The 17,464-nt window shown below is 61.9% G+C and carries 19 protein-coding genes; 2 read left to right on the top strand and 17 right to left on the bottom strand.

The annotated features are described in order from the left end of the window. Positions 1-18: 18 nt before the first annotated feature. On the bottom strand, positions 19-480 hold the full coding sequence (locus BT108_RS04695) for a DciA family protein (RefSeq protein WP_072293386.1): 462 nt from the start codon (positions 478-480) through the stop codon (positions 19-21). A 31-nt stretch (positions 481-511) separates the two neighbouring features. On the opposite strand from BT108_RS04695, the gene BT108_RS04690 reads away from it, so the two are divergent. Then, the gene (locus BT108_RS04690; RefSeq protein WP_072293385.1) at positions 512-1,429 is read left to right on the top strand and encodes a M23 family metallopeptidase; all 918 of its coding nucleotides are present in this window, start codon (positions 512-514) and stop codon (positions 1,427-1,429) included. A 93-nt stretch (positions 1,430-1,522) separates the two neighbouring features. Further along, positions 1,523-4,270: a preprotein translocase subunit SecA gene (gene secA / locus BT108_RS04685; protein ID WP_072293384.1), complete on the top strand. Its 2,748-nt coding sequence runs from the start codon at positions 1,523-1,525 to the stop codon at positions 4,268-4,270. Between the two features lie 90 nt (positions 4,271-4,360). Here secA and BT108_RS04680 read toward each other — a convergent pair whose 3' ends face one another. The 16 genes from BT108_RS04680 to BT108_RS13945 all read right to left on the bottom strand — a co-directional run. Next, positions 4,361-4,927 (bottom strand): cytochrome P460 family protein, encoded by a 567-nt coding sequence (locus BT108_RS04680; RefSeq protein WP_255369619.1) that lies wholly within the window; start codon positions 4,925-4,927, stop codon positions 4,361-4,363. Positions 4,928-5,091: 164 nt separating this feature from the next. Next, on the bottom strand, positions 5,092-7,173 hold the full coding sequence (locus tag BT108_RS04675; protein WP_072293382.1) for a M3 family metallopeptidase: 2,082 nt from the start codon (positions 7,171-7,173) through the stop codon (positions 5,092-5,094). Between the two features lie 32 nt (positions 7,174-7,205). Then, the gene (locus tag BT108_RS04670; protein ID WP_072293381.1) at positions 7,206-8,480 is read right to left on the bottom strand and encodes a dihydroorotase; all 1,275 of its coding nucleotides are present in this window, start codon (positions 8,478-8,480) and stop codon (positions 7,206-7,208) included. 6 nt (positions 8,481-8,486) lie between these two features. Continuing rightward, positions 8,487-9,437 (bottom strand): aspartate carbamoyltransferase catalytic subunit, encoded by a 951-nt coding sequence (locus tag BT108_RS04665; protein ID WP_072293380.1) that lies wholly within the window; start codon positions 9,435-9,437, stop codon positions 8,487-8,489. Further along, a complete protein-coding gene (gene pyrR, locus BT108_RS04660; RefSeq protein ID WP_072293379.1) occupies positions 9,434-9,946 on the bottom strand; it encodes a bifunctional pyr operon transcriptional regulator/uracil phosphoribosyltransferase PyrR in 513 nt (170 codons plus the stop codon). Before pyrR ends, BT108_RS04665 begins: the two co-directional genes overlap by 4 nt. Beyond that, positions 9,930-10,421: a Holliday junction resolvase RuvX gene (ruvX, locus tag BT108_RS04655; protein ID WP_083566213.1), complete on the bottom strand. Its 492-nt coding sequence runs from the start codon at positions 10,419-10,421 to the stop codon at positions 9,930-9,932. The genes pyrR and ruvX overlap by 17 nt, the downstream gene beginning before the upstream one ends. Further along, positions 10,414-10,974: a YqgE/AlgH family protein gene (locus BT108_RS04650; protein ID WP_072293432.1), complete on the bottom strand. Its 561-nt coding sequence runs from the start codon at positions 10,972-10,974 to the stop codon at positions 10,414-10,416. The genes ruvX and BT108_RS04650 overlap by 8 nt, the downstream gene beginning before the upstream one ends. A 212-nt stretch (positions 10,975-11,186) precedes the next feature. Further along, complete coding sequence (locus BT108_RS13495) at positions 11,187-11,444, bottom strand: hypothetical protein (protein ID WP_143142397.1); 258 nt, start codon at positions 11,442-11,444, stop codon at positions 11,187-11,189. 65 nt (positions 11,445-11,509) lie between these two features. Beyond that, complete coding sequence (locus BT108_RS04640; RefSeq protein ID WP_072293376.1) at positions 11,510-11,959, bottom strand: hypothetical protein; 450 nt, start codon at positions 11,957-11,959, stop codon at positions 11,510-11,512. A gap of 142 nt (positions 11,960-12,101) precedes the next feature. Then, positions 12,102-12,590: a pilin gene (locus tag BT108_RS04635; protein WP_072293375.1), complete on the bottom strand. Its 489-nt coding sequence runs from the start codon at positions 12,588-12,590 to the stop codon at positions 12,102-12,104. Positions 12,591-12,639: 49 nt separating this feature from the next. Continuing rightward, positions 12,640-13,065, bottom strand: coding sequence for a universal stress protein (locus BT108_RS04630; RefSeq protein WP_072293374.1), 426 nt, complete (start codon positions 13,063-13,065; stop codon positions 12,640-12,642). Between the two features lie 147 nt (positions 13,066-13,212). Then, on the bottom strand, positions 13,213-13,941 hold the full coding sequence (locus BT108_RS04625; protein ID WP_072293373.1) for a TerC family protein: 729 nt from the start codon (positions 13,939-13,941) through the stop codon (positions 13,213-13,215). 44 nt (positions 13,942-13,985) lie between these two features. Continuing rightward, positions 13,986-15,191: a patatin-like phospholipase family protein gene (locus tag BT108_RS04620; protein ID WP_072293372.1), complete on the bottom strand. Its 1,206-nt coding sequence runs from the start codon at positions 15,189-15,191 to the stop codon at positions 13,986-13,988. Positions 15,192-15,200: 9 nt separating this feature from the next. After that, a complete protein-coding gene (gene fumC, locus BT108_RS04615; RefSeq protein ID WP_072293431.1) occupies positions 15,201-16,589 on the bottom strand; it encodes a class II fumarate hydratase in 1,389 nt (462 codons plus the stop codon). A gap of 186 nt (positions 16,590-16,775) precedes the next feature. Beyond that, complete coding sequence (locus tag BT108_RS04610; RefSeq protein ID WP_072293430.1) at positions 16,776-17,054, bottom strand: hypothetical protein; 279 nt, start codon at positions 17,052-17,054, stop codon at positions 16,776-16,778. A 190-nt stretch (positions 17,055-17,244) separates the two neighbouring features. Next, positions 17,245-17,464, bottom strand: a 220-nt coding sequence (locus BT108_RS13945; RefSeq protein ID WP_218184816.1) for a hypothetical protein, incomplete at its 5' end; no start/stop codon positions are given.

Genomic DNA, 17,464 nt, shown 5'->3' with positions numbered 1-17,464 from the left:
GGCCCCGACAAGCATGCGCTATCGCTTACCCTGCCTTTCCAGGAGCGAATCGATTGCCATCCTGAGGGGGGATTCCGGCAATCCCGCCGTCAGCCTGCGCAGGCTTTCGAAGCCCCCGGGGCCTATTGTCCGCTTTCCGGCTGATCCATTCGCGGGCGAGCCGGATTTTGGCGGTGAGTGGAAATAGGCTTGCACGGTAATTCGAATTGCAGTAACCTCGTGGCCTCTCGACCTAAATTTTAATAACAGCGACGGGACCATCTGCCTGAGTTTTGCGGCGATCGCACCGTTGTGAGCGCACAGAGTCAGACTTCCTTCTGAGAATGCACCCAGCACGCAATGCTGGGCCAGTTGCGGTGGCGTGATCTCGATGAATGCCCGTTGCATCCTTGCCAGCGTGCCGAGGTGGTCGAGCAGTTGCCGCTGCTTGGCGGAAATGCCGGGCGCACCGAGGTAAAAGTCGATTCTGCGCGTGGTCATGATGAGATAACTAGATAATCGGGGAGTAGGGATGAATATTATTCTAGTTTCCAGCAATCTGGCAAAGGCCAGGAACATCACCCTGACACGCGTACACCTCATATTCCTGGGCATGGCGTTCCTGCTGGCTGCGCTGGTGCTGGCGATGGCGTTGAACTACCTCTCCCTGCGGTATGCCGACAAGATCGACAGTCCCACCCTCAGGTCGCTGGTGCTGAGCGTACAGGCGGAGGAGCAGGAAAAGACCCAGTCATACCTGCGCGACAGTCTCAATGCGATGGCGATTCGCATGGGGCAGATGCAGGCTCAGTTGTTGCGGCTCGACTCGGTAGGCGCGAGACTGGCGGAGCTGTCCGGCATCAAGCCGCAGGAATTCCTGTTCAACCAGGACCCGGGACAGGGTGGCGCCGTCTCCGCACTGGCATCCCAGGAGCTGTCGTTTTCCGAGGTCGGCAGCAGGATCCAGGAAATGGGCATCTTGCTGGACGACCGCGCCGACAAGTTCGGGGCGCTGGATTCCGTTCTGATGCAGGATCGCCTGCAGAAGAAGATGATGCCTTCCATCATGCCGGTCAACGCAAAATGGTACTCGTCCGGTTTTGGCGTGCGCATCGACCCTTTCACCGGGCGGCGCATCTTTCATGAAGGCGTGGATTTCTCTGCCGTGAAAGGTACTCCGATCCATGCGGCAGCGGGAGGCGTCGTGGTATATTCCGGTTTCCATGCCGAATATGGTAATATGATAGATGTTGACCACGGCAATGATCTCGTCAGCCGATATGCCCACGCATCCAGGCGGCTGGTCAAGGTGGGCGAAGTGGTGGTGCGCGGGCAAAAGATCGCGGAAGTGGGCAGCACTGGCCGATCCACCGGTCCGCATCTGCATTTCGAGGTCAGGCACAAGGGTTTGCCGCAGAATCCGTCACGATTCCTGAAAATGCCTGGCTGAACCGGATTCGATACTCTATTGCGGGGGGTGAGGCTCAAAACCTCACCCCCTTATTTTTTGGACGCCGATTTACTACTCCTTTCCCAGGATTCCATGCTGAACAATCTGCTCAAGAAGGTTTTCGGAAGCCGAAACGATCGGCTGATCAAGCAGTATTTTCAGAAGGTGGCGGCGATCAATGCGCTGGAAGCCAAGGTGGAGGCACTGAGCGATGCCGAGTTGCGTGCCCGCACCGACGAGTTCAGGCAACGCCTTGCCGATGGAGCGACGCTGGACGCGTTGTTGCCAGAGGTCTTCGCGGTCGTGCGCGAGGCCGGAAAGCGGGTGCTGGGCATGCGTCACTTCGATGTGCAGATGATCGGGGGCATGGTGCTGCACGCTGGCAGGATCGCCGAGATGCGCACTGGCGAAGGCAAGACGCTGATGGCGACCTTGCCGGCCTACCTCAACGCCCTGGCTGGCAAGGGCGTGCACCTGGTGACCGTCAATGACTATCTCGCCAAGCGCGACGCCGAGTGGATGGGGCGCCTCTATCAGTTTCTGGGGATCAGCGTCGGCGTGATCCTTTCGCAGATGGATCATGGAGCCAAGCAGGCAGCCTATGCCGCAGACATCACCTACGGCACCAACAACGAATACGGATTCGACTACCTGCGGGACAATATGGTGGGGCACCCCGCCGAACGGGTACAGCGCGTACTCAACTTTGCCATCGTCGATGAGGTGGACTCCATCCTGATCGACGAGGCGCGCACACCCCTCATCATCTCCGGGCAGGCGGAAGGCAATACCGACGTCTACGTGCGCATGAACGCGCTGATACCCAGGCTTGCCCGTCAGGAAACGGAAAAGGACCCGGGCGACTTCAGCGTGGACGAGAAGGTCCAGCAGGTGACATTGAGCGAGGCAGGCTTCGAGCACGCGGAAAAACTGTTGGCGCAGAGTGGACTGCTTGCTCCGGGCACCAGCCTGTACGATCCCGCCAACATCAGCCTGGTTCACCATCTTTACGCAGCCCTGCGTGCCCATGCGCTGTTCCAGCGCGACCAGCACTACGTGGTACAGAACGGCGAGGTGGTGATCGTCGACGAATTCACCGGGCGCCTCATGTCCGGCAGGCGCTGGTCCGAGGGTCTGCATCAGGCGGTCGAGGCCAAGGAGGGCGTGACGATCCAGAAAGAAAACCAGACGCTGGCCTCGATCACTTTCCAGAATTATTTCCGCATGTACCACAAGCTGGCCGGCATGACGGGAACCGCCGACACCGAAGCATACGAGTTTCAGCAGATCTATGGATTGGAGACGGTGATCATCCCCACCCATCGTCCCATGGTACGCAACGACCGCATGGACCAGGTGTTCCGCACCATGGCCGAGAAGAATCGTGCCATCATCCTGGATATCAAGGATTGCCACGAGAGGGGGCAGCCCGTCCTGGTGGGAACCACCTCCATCGAAAACAACGAGTTGCTGTCTGGCCTGCTGACGGCGGAGCAGTTGCCCCACCAGGTGCTCAATGCCAAGCAGCATGCGAGGGAGGCCGAGATCGTCGCCCAGGCCGGCCGTCCCAAGATGATCACTATCGCCACCAACATGGCCGGCAGGGGAACCGACATCGTGCTGGGCGGCAATCCAGAACCCGAACTCGATCGCATCCGTGCGGAGGAAGGGCTGAGCGAGCAGGAAAAAGTCGACCGCATCCAGGCGGTGCAGGGCGAATGGAAGCAGCTCCACGACGAGGCACTCAGGCAGGGTGGGCTGCATATCATCGGAACCGAACGGCACGAATCACGGCGAGTGGACAACCAGTTGCGCGGCCGTTCGGGGCGACAGGGCGATCCTGGCTCCAGTCGTTTCTACCTTTCGCTGGAGGATCCGCTGCTGCGCATCTTCGCTTCCGATCGGGTGGCGGGCATCATGCAGAAGCTCAGCATGCCGGAGGGCGAGGCCATCGAGCACCCATGGGTGACCCGTGCCATCGAGAATGCGCAACGCAAGGTGGAGGCCCGCAACTTCGACATGCGCAAGCAGTTGCTGGAGTATGACGACGTGGCCAACGACCAGCGCAAGGTGATCTACGAGCAGCGTAACGAATTGCTGGAGTCCAAGGACATATCGGAGACCATCATCGCCATGCGCGGGGATGTACTGGGCGGTCTCGTGTCTCTGTACGTGCCGCCCGAGAGTCTTGAGGAGCAGTGGGACGTGCCGGGACTGGAGAAGGCGCTGGCCGCCGAGTACCAGTTGCCGCTTTCGCTGCAGGCATGGCTGGAGAGCGAGCCCGATCTGCACGAGGAAATCCTGCGACAGCGGATTCTCGAGCAGGCAGGCGAGCTTTATGCCGGCAAGGTGGGACAGGTCGGGGCCGACGTGATGCACCAGTACGAGAGAGCGGTGATGCTGCAGAGCCTGGATGCCCACTGGCGGGAGCATCTGGCGGCGCTCGATCACCTGCGCCAGGGGATACACCTGAGGGGGTATGCGCAGAAGAATCCCAAGCAGGAGTACAAGCGCGAGGCTTTCGAGCTGTTTTCCGCCATGCTCGAGGAGATCAAGACCGAGGTCACGCGGGTGCTCATGACGGTGCAGATCCGGAGCGAGCAGCAGGTGGAGGCTGCAGCCGAGACCCGGCAGGCGCCGCCGGTGAACGTCCAGTACCACCATGCGGCCTACGAGGAAGCATTGGATGGGGCGGAAGAACGGGGAGAGCAGGGTGCCCACGCTCCCGAACGGGAAAAGCATCAGCCATTCGTGCGGCAGGGAGGCAAGGTCGGCCGCAATGATCCCTGCCCGTGCGGATCGGGCAGGAAATACAAGCAGTGCCACGGAAAGCTGAGCTAAATTTACGCCAACGCGCCGATCGATGCCGGACAGCCGGCCCTTCGTGACCTCGCGACCTGTCCTGCTGGCCGGCGCGTACCGCGTATCTTGCTAGTTGGTACGCTTCTGGAAGTATTCGTCGTAGCGGAAGACGTAGTCGGTGCTCGTCAGCGGCAGATGGCAGGCGCGACAGGTGTTGAGGTCGTCCGGCGCCTTGGTCTTCCCGTCGGCCAGGTACATCGCGTACACCCAGTCGCCATTCCTCAGCTCCGCCGGGACCACGCTCTCACCCCAACCGGCGCCCTTGCCCATGATGGCCACCTTGAGCAGGTCGCCCTTGACGAGCTTGCCGTCGGCGCCTATCAGGAGGGTGCCGTCCGAGGCTTCCTGCGCCTTGTAGATTTCCATCACGGCGAGCGTGCCGTTCGGGAATGCCTCGCCTATCTTCGTGGCGTGTCCGATGGGATTGATGTAGATCTCGCGCACCTGCTTGGCGTCCGTGCGCTGGACTTCGGATAGAAACTTGGGCCAGTTCCTGTAGTCCTCGGGAACCGACAGCTCGCCATCCTGGTATTGCGGCGTCTGGAACGTGCGGGGCGTCTGGGCGCAGCCAATCAGCAGCGTGGTGGCCAGCATGGCTGCCAGCATGATCGTAGTGGCATGTCTCAACCGTTTCACTTGGTTTTCTCCTGTTTTATGGTCCCTCTTGCATGACCGGTCGCCGTTGGGAATTGCTGCCCGCCGGTCCCGTCCTGATGGAAGGAAATCCGTGTTTTTTATGGTAGGGTTCATACTAGTCTTGCCCGGGTGGGGTTGCAAGCCTCGTGCGCCGGAGGCCACCCTCAGGCCGGCACCATGCCATGGTGGCGCAGCAGCGCCTCGAGGCTCGGTTCGCGCCCCCGGAACGCAATGAACGACTCCAGCGCCCGGCGGCTTCCGCCGATGGCCAGGATTTCGTCACGGAAGCGTGCGCCGATGGCGGCATCGATCACGCCGTTGGCGTTTTCCTCGAACAGGCTATAGGCATCGGCCGACAGCACCTCCGCCCATTTGTAGCTGTAGTAGCCGGCCGCGTAGCCGCCGGCGAAGATGTGGGAGAAGCTGTTGGGGAAACGGTTATATGCGGGCGGGATGACGACGGCGATCTGCCTGCGTATTTCGTCCAGGAGCTGGCGCACCGTTTTTCCTCCGCCGGGAGCGAAGTCGGTATGGAGGCGCATGTCGAACAGGGAGAATTCGATCTGACGCAGGGTCTGCAACCCGCTCTGGAAGTTCCTGGCGGCCAGCATCTTCTCGAACAATGCCTGGGGGAGCGGTTCGCCGGTATCGACGTGCCGGGTCAGTGCCGCCAGCACCTCGCGTTCCCAGCAGAAGTTTTCCATGAACTGGCTGGGCAGCTCCACGGCGTCCCATTCCACTCCGTTGATGCCGGAGACCCCCAGATCCTCGATCCGCGTGAGCAGGTGGTGAAGACCGTGCCCGAATTCGTGGAACAGTGTAATGACTTCATCATGAGTGAACAGTGCCGGCCGGGTTCGGCCATCAAGCGGCACCGGCGCCGAGAAATTGCAGGTGAGATACGCCACCGGCGTCTGGATGCGGCTTCCTCCCTCGCCCTTCCCATGGACGCGTCGACGGCTGATGGCATCGTCCATCCATCCGCCCCCGCGCTTGCCCGGGCGTGCGTACAGGTCGAGATAGAACTGTCCGATCAGATCGCCGGCCGCATCCAGGATTTCGAAGAACTTGACGTCTGGGTGCCAGTGCTGGATGCCCGATGCATCCCGCGGTTCTGCGATGGTGATGCCGTACAGGCTCTCGACCAGTCTGAACATGCCGGACAGTACGCTGGTTTCCGGGAAGTATTGCCTGACTTCCTGGTCCGAGAAGGCATAGCGGTCGAGGCGCAGTTTTTCGCTGGCGTAGGCCAGATCCCAGGCTTCCAGGGCCTCCAGCCCCAGCCTGTCGGCGGCGAACCGCGACAGCTCCTCCAGGTCGCGCTGGGCGTAAGGCCGGGCCCTGCCGGCCAGTTCCTCCAGAAAATCGAGTACCTGCCTCGGGCTCGAGGCCATCTTCGTGGCGAGCGAGACCTCGGCGTAGCAGTCGAATCCCAGCATCTGCGCTTCTTCCCCGCGCAGCGCCAGTATCCTGTCGATGAGCGGGGTATTGTCCCACTCCGGTTTTGCCAGCTCACTGGCACGGGTGGAATAGGCATGGTACAGAGTCTCGCGCAGCGCCCGGTCGTCCGCATATTGCATGACAGGCAGGTAGGCAGGCGCGTGCAGCGTGAACGTCCAGCCCGTGGAGCCATTCGCGGCGGCAAGGTTGCGTGCCGTTTCCAGCACGTCCGCAGGGATGCCGGACAGCTTGGTACCGTCGTCCACGTGCAGCGTGTAGCCATTGGTGGCATCCAGCAGGTTGTCGCTGAAGCGGGAGGAGAGCGCCGACAGTTCCTCCTGGATTTTCAGGAAACGCTCTTTCTCGGCCGGTGGAAGCTCGGCGCCGCCCAGCCGGAAGTCCCGCAATTCATGCTCGATGACGGTCTTGCGCGCCGCGCTCAACTCGTCGAAATCCGCGTCGTCGCGTATCCGGCGGAACTTCTCGAACAGCACCGGATCCTGCCCCAGTTCGGCGAAGTACTGGGTAATCAGGGGCAGGTTCGCATTGTACGTTTCGCGCAGCGCCGGACCGTTCATCACGGCGTTCAGGTGCGAGACCTGGCTCCAGGCGCGCGTCAGGCGCTCATTGGCGTCCATCATGGGCTGCACGAAATTCTGCCAGGTCGGCCTGGCGGCGTCGTCGCGTATCGCGGCGAGGACGCCGCGGCCGTCGGCGAGCAACTGCCGTATCGCCGGAGTCACGTGCTCGGTACGGATGTCGGCGAAACGCGGAAGTCCCGAAAAGTCTAGCAGAGGGTTGGTCATGGGTGCCAGCGTGAAAAAGGGGCAATCGAGCTTCAGCCCTGGTAAATGATGTTACCGTTGACGAGCGTGTATTTTACCTTGCCTTGCAGTTCTATGCCCAGGAAGGGTGTATTTTTCCCCTGGCTCTTGAGCGTTGCCGCCTCCACCTTCCAATAGTGCTCCGGATCGAAAATGCATAGATCCGCAGCCCCGCCGGGAGTCAGATGCCCGGCGTTCACGCCCAGCACCCTCGCCGGTTCCGACGTGATTCTCGCAATGGCACGCGATGGCGGCAGGCGCATCTCCGCGCTCCATTTCAGCGCTAGCGGCAGCAGCAGTTCCAGGCCCGTGGCGCCGGCCTCGGCTTCGCCGAAAGGCAGCAGCTTGGCGTCGTCATCCACGGGCGCGTGGTCGGAGCATATCGCGTCGATCGTGCCGTTCTCCAAGCCCGTGCGCAGGGCATCCCGGTCCTTGAGCCCCCGCAAGGGCGGGATCAGATGACAATTGGAGTCGAAGAAGCCGACGTCCATCTCCGACAGATGAACGTGGTTGGCGGCGACATCGCACGTTATCGCCAATCCCTGACGTTTCGCTGCCTGCACCATGGAGACGCCCTCTGCGCTGGAGATCCGGCAGAGGTGCACCGTCGCCCCGGTTTCGCGCGCCATCAGGATGATGTTCGACAGGGCCAGCGTTTCCGCGCACACTGGTATTGCGGGAAGCCCCAGGCGCGTCGCCACCTCACCGTCGTGGGCGACACCGCCGTCGGCCAGGCTTGCATCCTGGGGGCGCAGCCATACGCGGAAGCTGAAGGTGGAAGCATATTGCATCGCCTGCATCATGACCCGTGCACTGGCGAGCGGGCGATCCGCCTGACCGAAGGCGACGCAGCCGGCGTCGCGCAATTCTGCCATTTCCGTGAGCTTCTCGCCCTCCAATCCCTGGGTGAGCGCGCCGATGGGGTAGACGTGGGCCAGATGGAGGTTTCTGGCACGGTGTTTCAGCATTTCCACGAGTCCCGGTTCGTCCAGCGGCGGATCGGTATCGGGAGAGCATGCGAGACTGGTGACGCCGCCGGCCGCCGCCGCCGCCATTTCGGACTCCAGCGTGGCCCTGTATTCGAAACCCGGTTCGCGCAGGCGGGCCGAGAGATCCACCAGACCCGGACACACCACCAGGCCGCGCGCGTCGATCTCGCGATTGGGGTGGAAACCGGGAGGGGGCGGTCCGACGCCGAGAATCTTGCCGGCCACGATGGAGACATCCTGGATGGCGTCGATGCCGTTGGCGGGATCCATGAGGTGGCCGTTCCGTATCAGCAGCTTCATGCGGCCTCAGTTGCTCGCCAGGATCGACATGACCGCCATGCGCACGGCGATGCCGAAGGTGACCTGCGGCAGGATGACCGACTGTCCGCCGTCGGCGACCGCCGAGTCGATCTCCACGCCACGGTTCATCGGCCCTGGATGCAGCACGATGGCGTCGTGCTTCGCCAGCGCCAGCTTTTCCTGCGTAAGCCCGTAGTACTTGAAGTACTCCTGGGTGCTGGGAATGTGGGCGCTCAGCATGCGTTCGCTCTGCAGGCGCAGCATCAGCAGCACGTCCGCATCCCTCAGCCCCTCGGCCATGTCATGATGCACCTGCACGCCCAGGCGCTCGACCCTCGCGGGCAGCAGCGTCTTGGGTGCGATCACGCGCACTTCCGGGACTCCCAGCGTGGTGAGCGCGTGTATCTGCGAGCGGGCCACGCGCGAGTGCAGGATGTCGCCGACGATGGCGACCCGGAGGTTGTGGAAATCGCGCTTATAGCGGCGAATGGTGAACATATCCAGCAGTCCCTGGGTGGGATGGGCATGGCGCCCGTCCCCCGCGTTGATCACGCGGATGTCGGGCCGTACGTGGTGCGCGATCAGGTGGGCTGCGCCGCTCTGCGAATGCCGCACCACGAACATGTCCGCGTGCATGGAGGACAGATTGTCGACCGTGTCCAGCAGCGTTTCCCCCTTGGATTGCGAGGAAGCCGCGATGTTGAGGTTGATCACGTCTGCCGAGAGGCGCTTGGCGGCGATCTCGAACGTGGTGCGGGTACGTGTGCTGGGTTCGAAAAACAGGTTGAAGATGGATTTTCCGCGGAGCAGGGGAACCTTCTTCACGTCTCGTTCCGTCACGCCGACGAATGACTCGGCGGTATCCAGGATCCGCCGCAGGATGGCGAGCGGCAATCCCTCGGTGGTGAGCAGGTGCTGCAGTTCACCGTGCTCGTTCAGTTGCGGGTTGCGGCTCATGCTTTCGGGAGATTTCTGGGATGCAGGTCCAGCCCCAGTTTTCCTTCGGAGTCCTGCACCAGCACCAGCATCGTGTCCGGCGGCAGGGCCAGGCTTGCGCCCACGTAGTCGGCGGCGATGGGAAGCTCCCGGCCGCCCCGGTCGACCAGGGTGGCGAGGCGTACGCTGGCGGGCCGGCCGTAGTCGAACAGCTCGTTGATCGCGGCGCGGATGGTGCGGCCGGTATAGAGCACATCGTCGATCAGGATGATGTGTCGGGCTTCGACCTCGAACGGGATGTTCGAGCGCCGTACCTCGGGACGCAGGCCGGTCTGGTCGAAATCGTCGCGATAGAAGGATACGTCCAGGGTACCCAGGGGCAGGACGGGGCCAAGCTGCCGATGCAGCCGCTCGGCCAGCCAGGCGCCGCCGGTATGGATGCCTACCAGTGCCGTGGCCTGCGTCAGGTCGGGCCGTATCCGGTCGATCAGACGGGCGAGCAGCACCTCGGCATCAGGGAGCGGCGACATCGCATCCATCGAGATAGGATTGCAGGATCATCTGCGCCGCTACCTGGTCCAGTATGGCTTTATGCCGCCTGCTCCCGACGCCGATTTCCCGCAGGGCGGCCTCGGCATCGCGGGAAGTGTAGCGCTCGTCGACCAGGACGGTGTCGACACCGAAGCGACCTGCAAGGCGCCGCGCGAAGCGCCGACTGAGCCGTGTCAGTTCGTGCTCGGTGCCATCGGCGTGGGTGGGCAGGCCCACCACCAGGAGAACGGGCCGCCACGCATCGATGAGATCGTGGATTCCATCGAAGCGCTGCGACGCATCCTTGCCGGTCACCGTGGCAAGTGGGTGCGCCAGTCGCAGCGCCCTGTTTCCTACCGCCACACCGATGCGTTTTTCCCCGAAATCGAACCCCAGCACGGTGCCCGCGGCATCGCCGGGGTTCTTGCAATCGGCCGGCGCGCCGGGCACCGGGAGTGTAAACGCCTCAGGCATGCCCGGCCGTATCCGACAGAGTGGAAAAGTCCACGCCCAGCGAGTGCATCGCCGCGGTCAACCGTTCTTCCGATGGCAGTTCGAATATGATGGCGGGAGAGGCCGGTACGGTCAGCCAGGCATTCTGGGACAGCTCGTGTTCGATCTGGCCCGGCGCCCATCCCGAGTAACCGAGCGCGACGAGTATTCTTCCCGGGCTGCGTCCGTCCGCGATGGCCTGCAGGATGTCCAGCGACGTGGTGAGCCCCACCTCCTGATTCACGACCATGGTGGACTGCCAGTCACCTATCGGCTGGTGCAGGACGAAGCCGCGATCCAGTTGCACCGGACCGCCGAACATGATCTGCAGTCCACCGCTCGCCTCGTCGCTGGCGGAGATATCCAGCTGGTCGAACAGATCCCTGAGCGTCAGATCGATGGGCCGATTGATCACCAGACCCAGCGCGCCTTGCTCGTTGTGTTCGCAGATATAGGTCAGCGTCTTCGAGAAAAAGGGATCCGCCATGGCGGGCATGGCGATCAGGAAGTGGTTGGTCAGGTCGACGCTTTGCATGAGGCGGGCCGCGTACTCGTTGTCGATATCCTTCCGGGTTTCAGGTCGACGAAAGGAATCGATGGTGGAACCGCTACCGTCAGCCTTTGATCGTTCTCCATTGTAGAACGAATCGGTGTGCGGCAGTATCTCCTTCCATGACCACATTCGGGTTTGGTATACCCGCTTTTGGCGAAAGATCCATCGGGACAGACGGTACCATGGAAACGCCGTTATTGTTTTCTCTCGGCCTTTTCATCGTGCTCCTGTTCTTCCGCGGCGGGGGTGCCGTTCCTGGTGTCATGTTTCTTGTCGGCATGAGATTCATGCTTTGCACCGTGCTTTCCATGCCCCTTGTGACCACTGTGTCCTTTCGAGTGCGCGCCATCGTGGTGCGCGCCGTGGTGGCCGTCATGTTTTTCTGCCCAGGCACCGGAACTCAGGGTAGCGGCGAGGGCGATGGCGGATAGCGTCGACAGCAGTTTCTTCATGTTTTTCTCCAAGGCAGGATAAGGGGACGAAAGTGGAAAATCACCCAGTTCACACGGTCGCGTGTTCAATTGGCATGGCTGAGCAGATTGGAGACCAGGGTATGGAATCTTTTTTTGGGATCCGGTTCCGTGCCGGGATTCAGTTCCGCCGCCTCGCATCTGTCGTCGGTCACCTCCGTGCGGCAGAACTGGCAGTAGTTGTCCCAGTCCCGATTGTAGGCCGGAATATTCTGCTGCGGCACGTAGTGCCTGAAATATTCGATGATTTCCTGCATGGCGGGCAGTCGGGCGCACAGATAGGTATCGATGCACTTGGGCCAATGCTTGGGTTCGGGATACAGGCCGGCTAGCGTGGAGAGGATGGCGGAACGGAACTCATCGATGGCGTTGGCACGCTGCCTGCGGTAATACAGTTCGTATATTCCCGTAAGAACGATACCCGCCGCGAGCAACACCAGAGGCCACATGGGCACCTTGTTGAAGTACCCGGCTATCTGATCGGTGAATTCGTTCATGTAGTCCCTGGTGGAGTGTCGGTTGCGTGGCAAACCGCGGCAGTCGCAAACGGGCGCCACGCACGATTCAGGATTATAAGCCCTGAAGGATTGGGGTCAAGTGCGCAGGGGGTCGACGGCAGGGCGAGCCGGGGGGCCTGCCCTACTTGCAGGCGGGCGGACGGTGCTGCGGCAGAACGGTGCCCGCAACGAGCCCGGGTACGCCCGTCGCGGGATCGCTGCTGTCGTTGCATATCCATCGTATGCCATCTCGTGTTGCCATCACCAGGGTTCTTCCCATGCTTTCGTCCGGGAGCCCCGCATTGATTATCGCCTCTTTGAAAGTAGCGGTGACCTGATAGCCGGAAGGAAGCACCCGTGGAGCGAGCTGGGTGATATACCGGTGTGTACGCTGTGCGAACAACTCTTCAAATTCCGCCTTCGTCGGCCATCTTCCGTTATCCCTGCGGAATTCGGAAATCGAGGGCTGGGCCGCTTCCAGAAGGCCCAGTACCTCCGCCACGTGGTCGCGTGCAACCGCATCCCGGTACAGTTGATACGCCGGCGGAATGGCGATGGTCGCCAGGATGCCAACAGCGGCAAGCGCCATCATGGTTTCGATCAGTGTCAGACCTGATTGATGCTGCTTCATTTCTTTCGGGCTCCTTGTTTTTATCCTTTTATTGACATGCACTCGTCGATCACCTGATGAGCAACACCGGCACGGTTGAAAGCTGCATCACCCGGCTGGCCACGGAACCCAGCAGCAGGCCCTTCACCATGCCGAGTCCGCGCGGCCCGATGACGATCAGGTCGAACCCCATCTCCATCGCGTAACGGGTGATCACTTCCTCCGGGATGCCCACAGTGATGTGGTAGCGGCAGACGAGACCCGCCTCCTCCAGCAGCGCGCGGGCAGGCCCCAGCCCCTTCATGCCCTCTTCCTGGTGATATTGCTCGACGTTTTCCCTGCCGATGAACCGGGTCACGTTTCCATGCTGCGGGAACTGGACGTTCAGCAAATGGATTTCCGGTGTTTCACGATACCACTCCAGCCTGCCGATGAGTCCGGAAATTGCCCGGTTGGAGGCCTCGGAGCCATCCACCGGCAATAGAAACTTCAGCATCTCGTTCTCCCTGGTGCGATCACCATCCCTATGGTTGCCATGGCATATGCTACTCCCGCCAGCCGATCGGGTTCCATTGCCCACGTCATCCTTGCGCGGGATTTCCGCTCCGGTCGTTCATGGATCCGGATCGACGGCATCCCGGCTTCAGGTCGGCGGCCTGTCCGCATCGTCCGCAAGATCGGTGATGGGTTCGGATCCCGTGCGGGTTCTTGCCCCCAGCCATTTGCCGATCACCACGACCAGCAGCGCGCCACAGACGGGGGCAAGCCAGTCCAGGAAGGCGGCGTGGGTGGCAACCCATGCCCTGACGACGGCGTCGTTGACGCTCATGTCGCCCGCGATCCAGCCCAGCAGCCCGGCACCCATGACGATGACGACGGGAAAGCGTTCCATGAGCCGCATGACCAGCTTGCTTCCCCAGACGATGATGGGTACGCTCACCACGAGTCCGAGAACCACCAGCCCGATGCTGCCCTTGGCAGCCCCCGCGATCGCGATGACATTGTCGAGGCTCATCACGGCATCGGCGATGATGATCGTCCTGATGGCGCCCGGCAATGTGGTGCTGGCGTCGATTTCGTGCCCCTCGCCGTCGGACGCAGGCTGGAGCAGCTTGATCCCGATCCACAGCAGCAGCAAGGCGGCGACCAATTTCAGAAAGGGAATCGCCAGCAGCGAGAGGGCGAAGAATATCAGGACCACCCGCAACCCGATGGCGCCGAACACTCCCCAGAAGATGCCCAGATTGCGTTGCTGCTCCGGCAGCCGCCGGCATGCGAGTGCAATCACGATCGCATTGTCCCCACCCAGTACGATGTCGATCGCGATGATTTGCAATACCGCGAGCCAGAACTGCGGATCTCCGATATCCATGGAAACAATCCCTGCAAGAATGGAAACCGCGGGTCATGCCGGAATCAGCGTCCATCCGGGGAGACGCCCGCAACCGGGCTGTCCCGGATTATACCAGTGCCCATCTCGATTCCGATGAAGCGCAGGATTCGCGATTTTTGGGCCATGGTATCCTGATACCCCAGATCGATCAGTGCGCGACAGAACGGCTCCTCGAACAGAACATAGCTCAGGAGCGACGAACCATCGTGTCGCAGTGCCCCGATGGCGCGATAGAGCAACCGTATGGTGCGCGGCAGCGTATGGGCATGGTGAACCGCGATTTCATGGATCTCCACACTGGGAGAGATGACCATCGATTCCACCTGACGCAGGGACATGCCGCTGCCTCTGAGCAGCGCCTCCGGGAATGTCTGCAGTGTGCGGTTGATGCGCTCCAGCCGCTCCAGATCCACGTCCAGGCTGTCGAGAAAAATACTGCCCAGTATGTGTCCGCCAATCTGGGCCAGTGTGGGGGGAGCGTTCACGACCATGCGCTCGGGCAGCGTGTCCGGGGGCTTGCGCACCCCGATCACCAGCACGCGCTCCGCGCCGAGATGCAGCGCCGGACTCAGGGGTGCAAGCTGGCGCATGGAGCCATCGCCAAAATATTCACGGTTGATGCGGATGGGCGGAAAAAGAATGGGAATGGCTGAGGATGCCATCAGATGCTCCACGCCGATGCGCGTACTGACGCCGATGCGGCGCCTGCGCTTCCAGGGGACGATGCTGCCCGCGCCCTGGTAGAACGTGACTGACTGGCCGGAAGTGTAGCCCCAGGCTGTGATGCCCAGCGCGTGCAGGACGCCGCTCTCGATGTTGTGCTGGATGGCATGGAAGGGGAGATGCGCCTCCAGCAGACGGGAGAGGGGCGAACTGTCGAGCATCGAGACCGGCGTGGATTCGCTCTTTCCCCCGAGCAGAAGAGTGGACAGCAGCCGCAGGGAGTTCCTGAGCACGCCCGGGGGATCGGAGCGATAGGCCTGGTCGACGTGGGCGTTTTCCCATACGGCCGACAGCCGTGCCACGCCTTCCCGAAAATCTAGTGCGGACAGGGCGAGACTGGTGGCGTTCACGGCGCCGGCGGAGGTGCCGCAGATCACGGGAAAAGGGTTGCGGGCCCTTTCCGGCAGCAGGGCGGCAATGGCTCGCAGTACACCTACCTGGTAGGCGGCGCGTGCGCCACCTCCGGTCAGGATCAGTCCGACCCTCGGAAAAGCCGGCGAAGCCATCGGGTTCGCCTATCCCCCTCCGATCATGTCCTCGGGTCTGACCCAGGCCTCGTACTGGTCCGTCGTGACATGGCCTGATGCCAGGGCAGCGGCCCGCAGCGTGCTGTTTTCGTGATGTGCCTTCAGGGCGATTTCCGCCGCCTTGTTATAGCCGATGTGCGGGGCCAGCGCAGTGACCAGCATCAGGGAATCGCGCATCAACTGATCGATGCGCGCCCGGTTGGCAGTGATGCCCGCCGCACAGTGGTCGGTGAAGCTTCTGGCGCCATCCGCCAGCAGGCGCACGCTTTGCAGGAAGTTATGGATGATGAGGGGTTTCATGGCATTCAGTTCGAAGTTGCCCATGCTGCCTCCCAGGTTGATCGCCACGTCGTTGCCCATCACCTGGCAGCACAGCATGATCAGGGCTTCGGACTGGGTGGGGTTGATCTTGCCCGGCATGATGGAGCTGCCGGGTTCGTTTTCCGGGATTCTCAGCTCCCCGATACCGCAGCGCGGACCCGACGCCAGCCAGCGTATGTCATTGGCAATCTTGATCAGGGAGGCCGCCAGGGTTTTCAGCGTACCGTGGCCATGAACCAGAGCATCATGCGCCGCGAGCGCCTCGAATTTGCTGGGAGCCGTGACAAATGGTAATCCCGTCAGCCGTGCCAGTTCCGCCGCGGTACGTGTGGCAAACTCGGGATGCGTATTGAGCCCCGTCCCGACTGCCGTGCCGCCCAGCGCCAGTTCGTGCAGGTGTGGAAGCGACGCGTCCAGATGCGCCAGTCCATGGTCCAGTTGCGAGACATACCCGGAGAATTCCTGCTGCAGCGTCAGGGGAGTCGCATCCTGCAGGTGGGTACGTCCGATCTTCACGATGCCGGAGAATGCCTCGGCCTTGGTGGCAAGCGTGCGTCGCAGCGTGCTCAACGCCGGTTTCAGCTGCCGATGGATGGATTCTGCCGCCGCGATGTGCATGGCGGAGGGGAAAACGTCGTTGGACGACTGTCCCATGTTCACATCGTCGTTGGGATGGATCCGTCGATCGATGCCTCTCTTGCCGCCGAGGAGCTCGGAGGCGCGGTTTGCCAGCACCTCGTTCATGTTCATGTTGGTCTGGGTACCCGAGCCTGTCTGCCATACCACCAGGGGAAACTCTTGTTCGTGACGACCATCGATCACTTCGTCTGCAGCCTGGACGATGGCATCGGCCTTGCGGGCATCGAGCAGGCCCAGATCTCGGTTGACGCATGCCGCCACTCGTTTCACCAGTGCGAGCGCATGCAGCAGGGCCAGGGGCATGCGCTCGCCGGAGATTCTGAAGTTCTGCATGGCACGCTGGGTTTGTGCACCCCACAGCGCGGTATCCGGTACTCGTACCGTACCCAGGGTATCATGCTCTTCGCGATGACTCATGGCGATCGGGAGGCCGAGAAATGGAGGGAGGGATTCGCGTGGCGCTGCACGCCGTATCTCCATGGATGCCTCCGGCGCAGGCCGGAGCGCGGGCGGCCACGCACGGGGTCTCAGGCAAGCAACGGGCTGGAACGCTCCCGCGTACCGTCATGTATCGGAAGTGGTACGGACAACCGGCCGGTCAAGTCAATCGTCATAGTGGAACAGATTGTTGTCCGATTCCCCTGCTTCCTGATCCACCCATCCCGAGATTCCGATCTCATCTTCTGCCTCTTCCAGGGTTTCACCGGGTTCATAGTCGGATTCGGCGTTGTATTCCATGTCCTGGATGGCTTCCAGCAGGGTGGGAAACGGACCGAAAACCCGTTCGCTTTCGTTCTCGTCGTGCCAGTAGAAACCATCCGGGCGTTCGATGACACGGGTCGTGTCGTAGTCGCGTGACGTTTGTGGGATCGTATGAGCCATGGCCATTCTCGCAAAACGATTTGTCGATTCGGTTCACATGAATGGTAACCTCGTCCACTGAATATTGCCAGCACAAATAAGGCCCGATCGGAAAAAGCCGCGCGCAGGACAAGTACAGCCTTCGTCACCGAATGGACGAAGGCGCCTCCCCGGCAGCCGGGATGAGACCCGGTGATGGCTGCGGACGAGTCTATGTCGTGAAAGAGATAGACCGATCCGCAGGGGCAGTCTTCAAAATCAGGAGCGCGACCCCGAAAGCGGAAACGGCCAGCTGGATGCAGGACTGGCTGTATCGGGCGTACTCGTGACCTTCGGCGCCGGTTTCCTGGTTGCCGTGGCCTTGGGTGCTGCGGTTTTCTTCGCTGCAGGCTTCTTCTCGGCTGCGGCCTTGGTCGCGGCGGGCTTCTTGG

This window comes from Nitrosovibrio sp. Nv17 (genome assembly GCF_900119085.1).
In the GTDB taxonomy this organism is placed as follows: domain Bacteria; phylum Pseudomonadota; class Gammaproteobacteria; order Burkholderiales; family Nitrosomonadaceae; genus Nitrosospira.
This window is presented reverse-complemented; position numbering and strand designations above follow the sequence as displayed.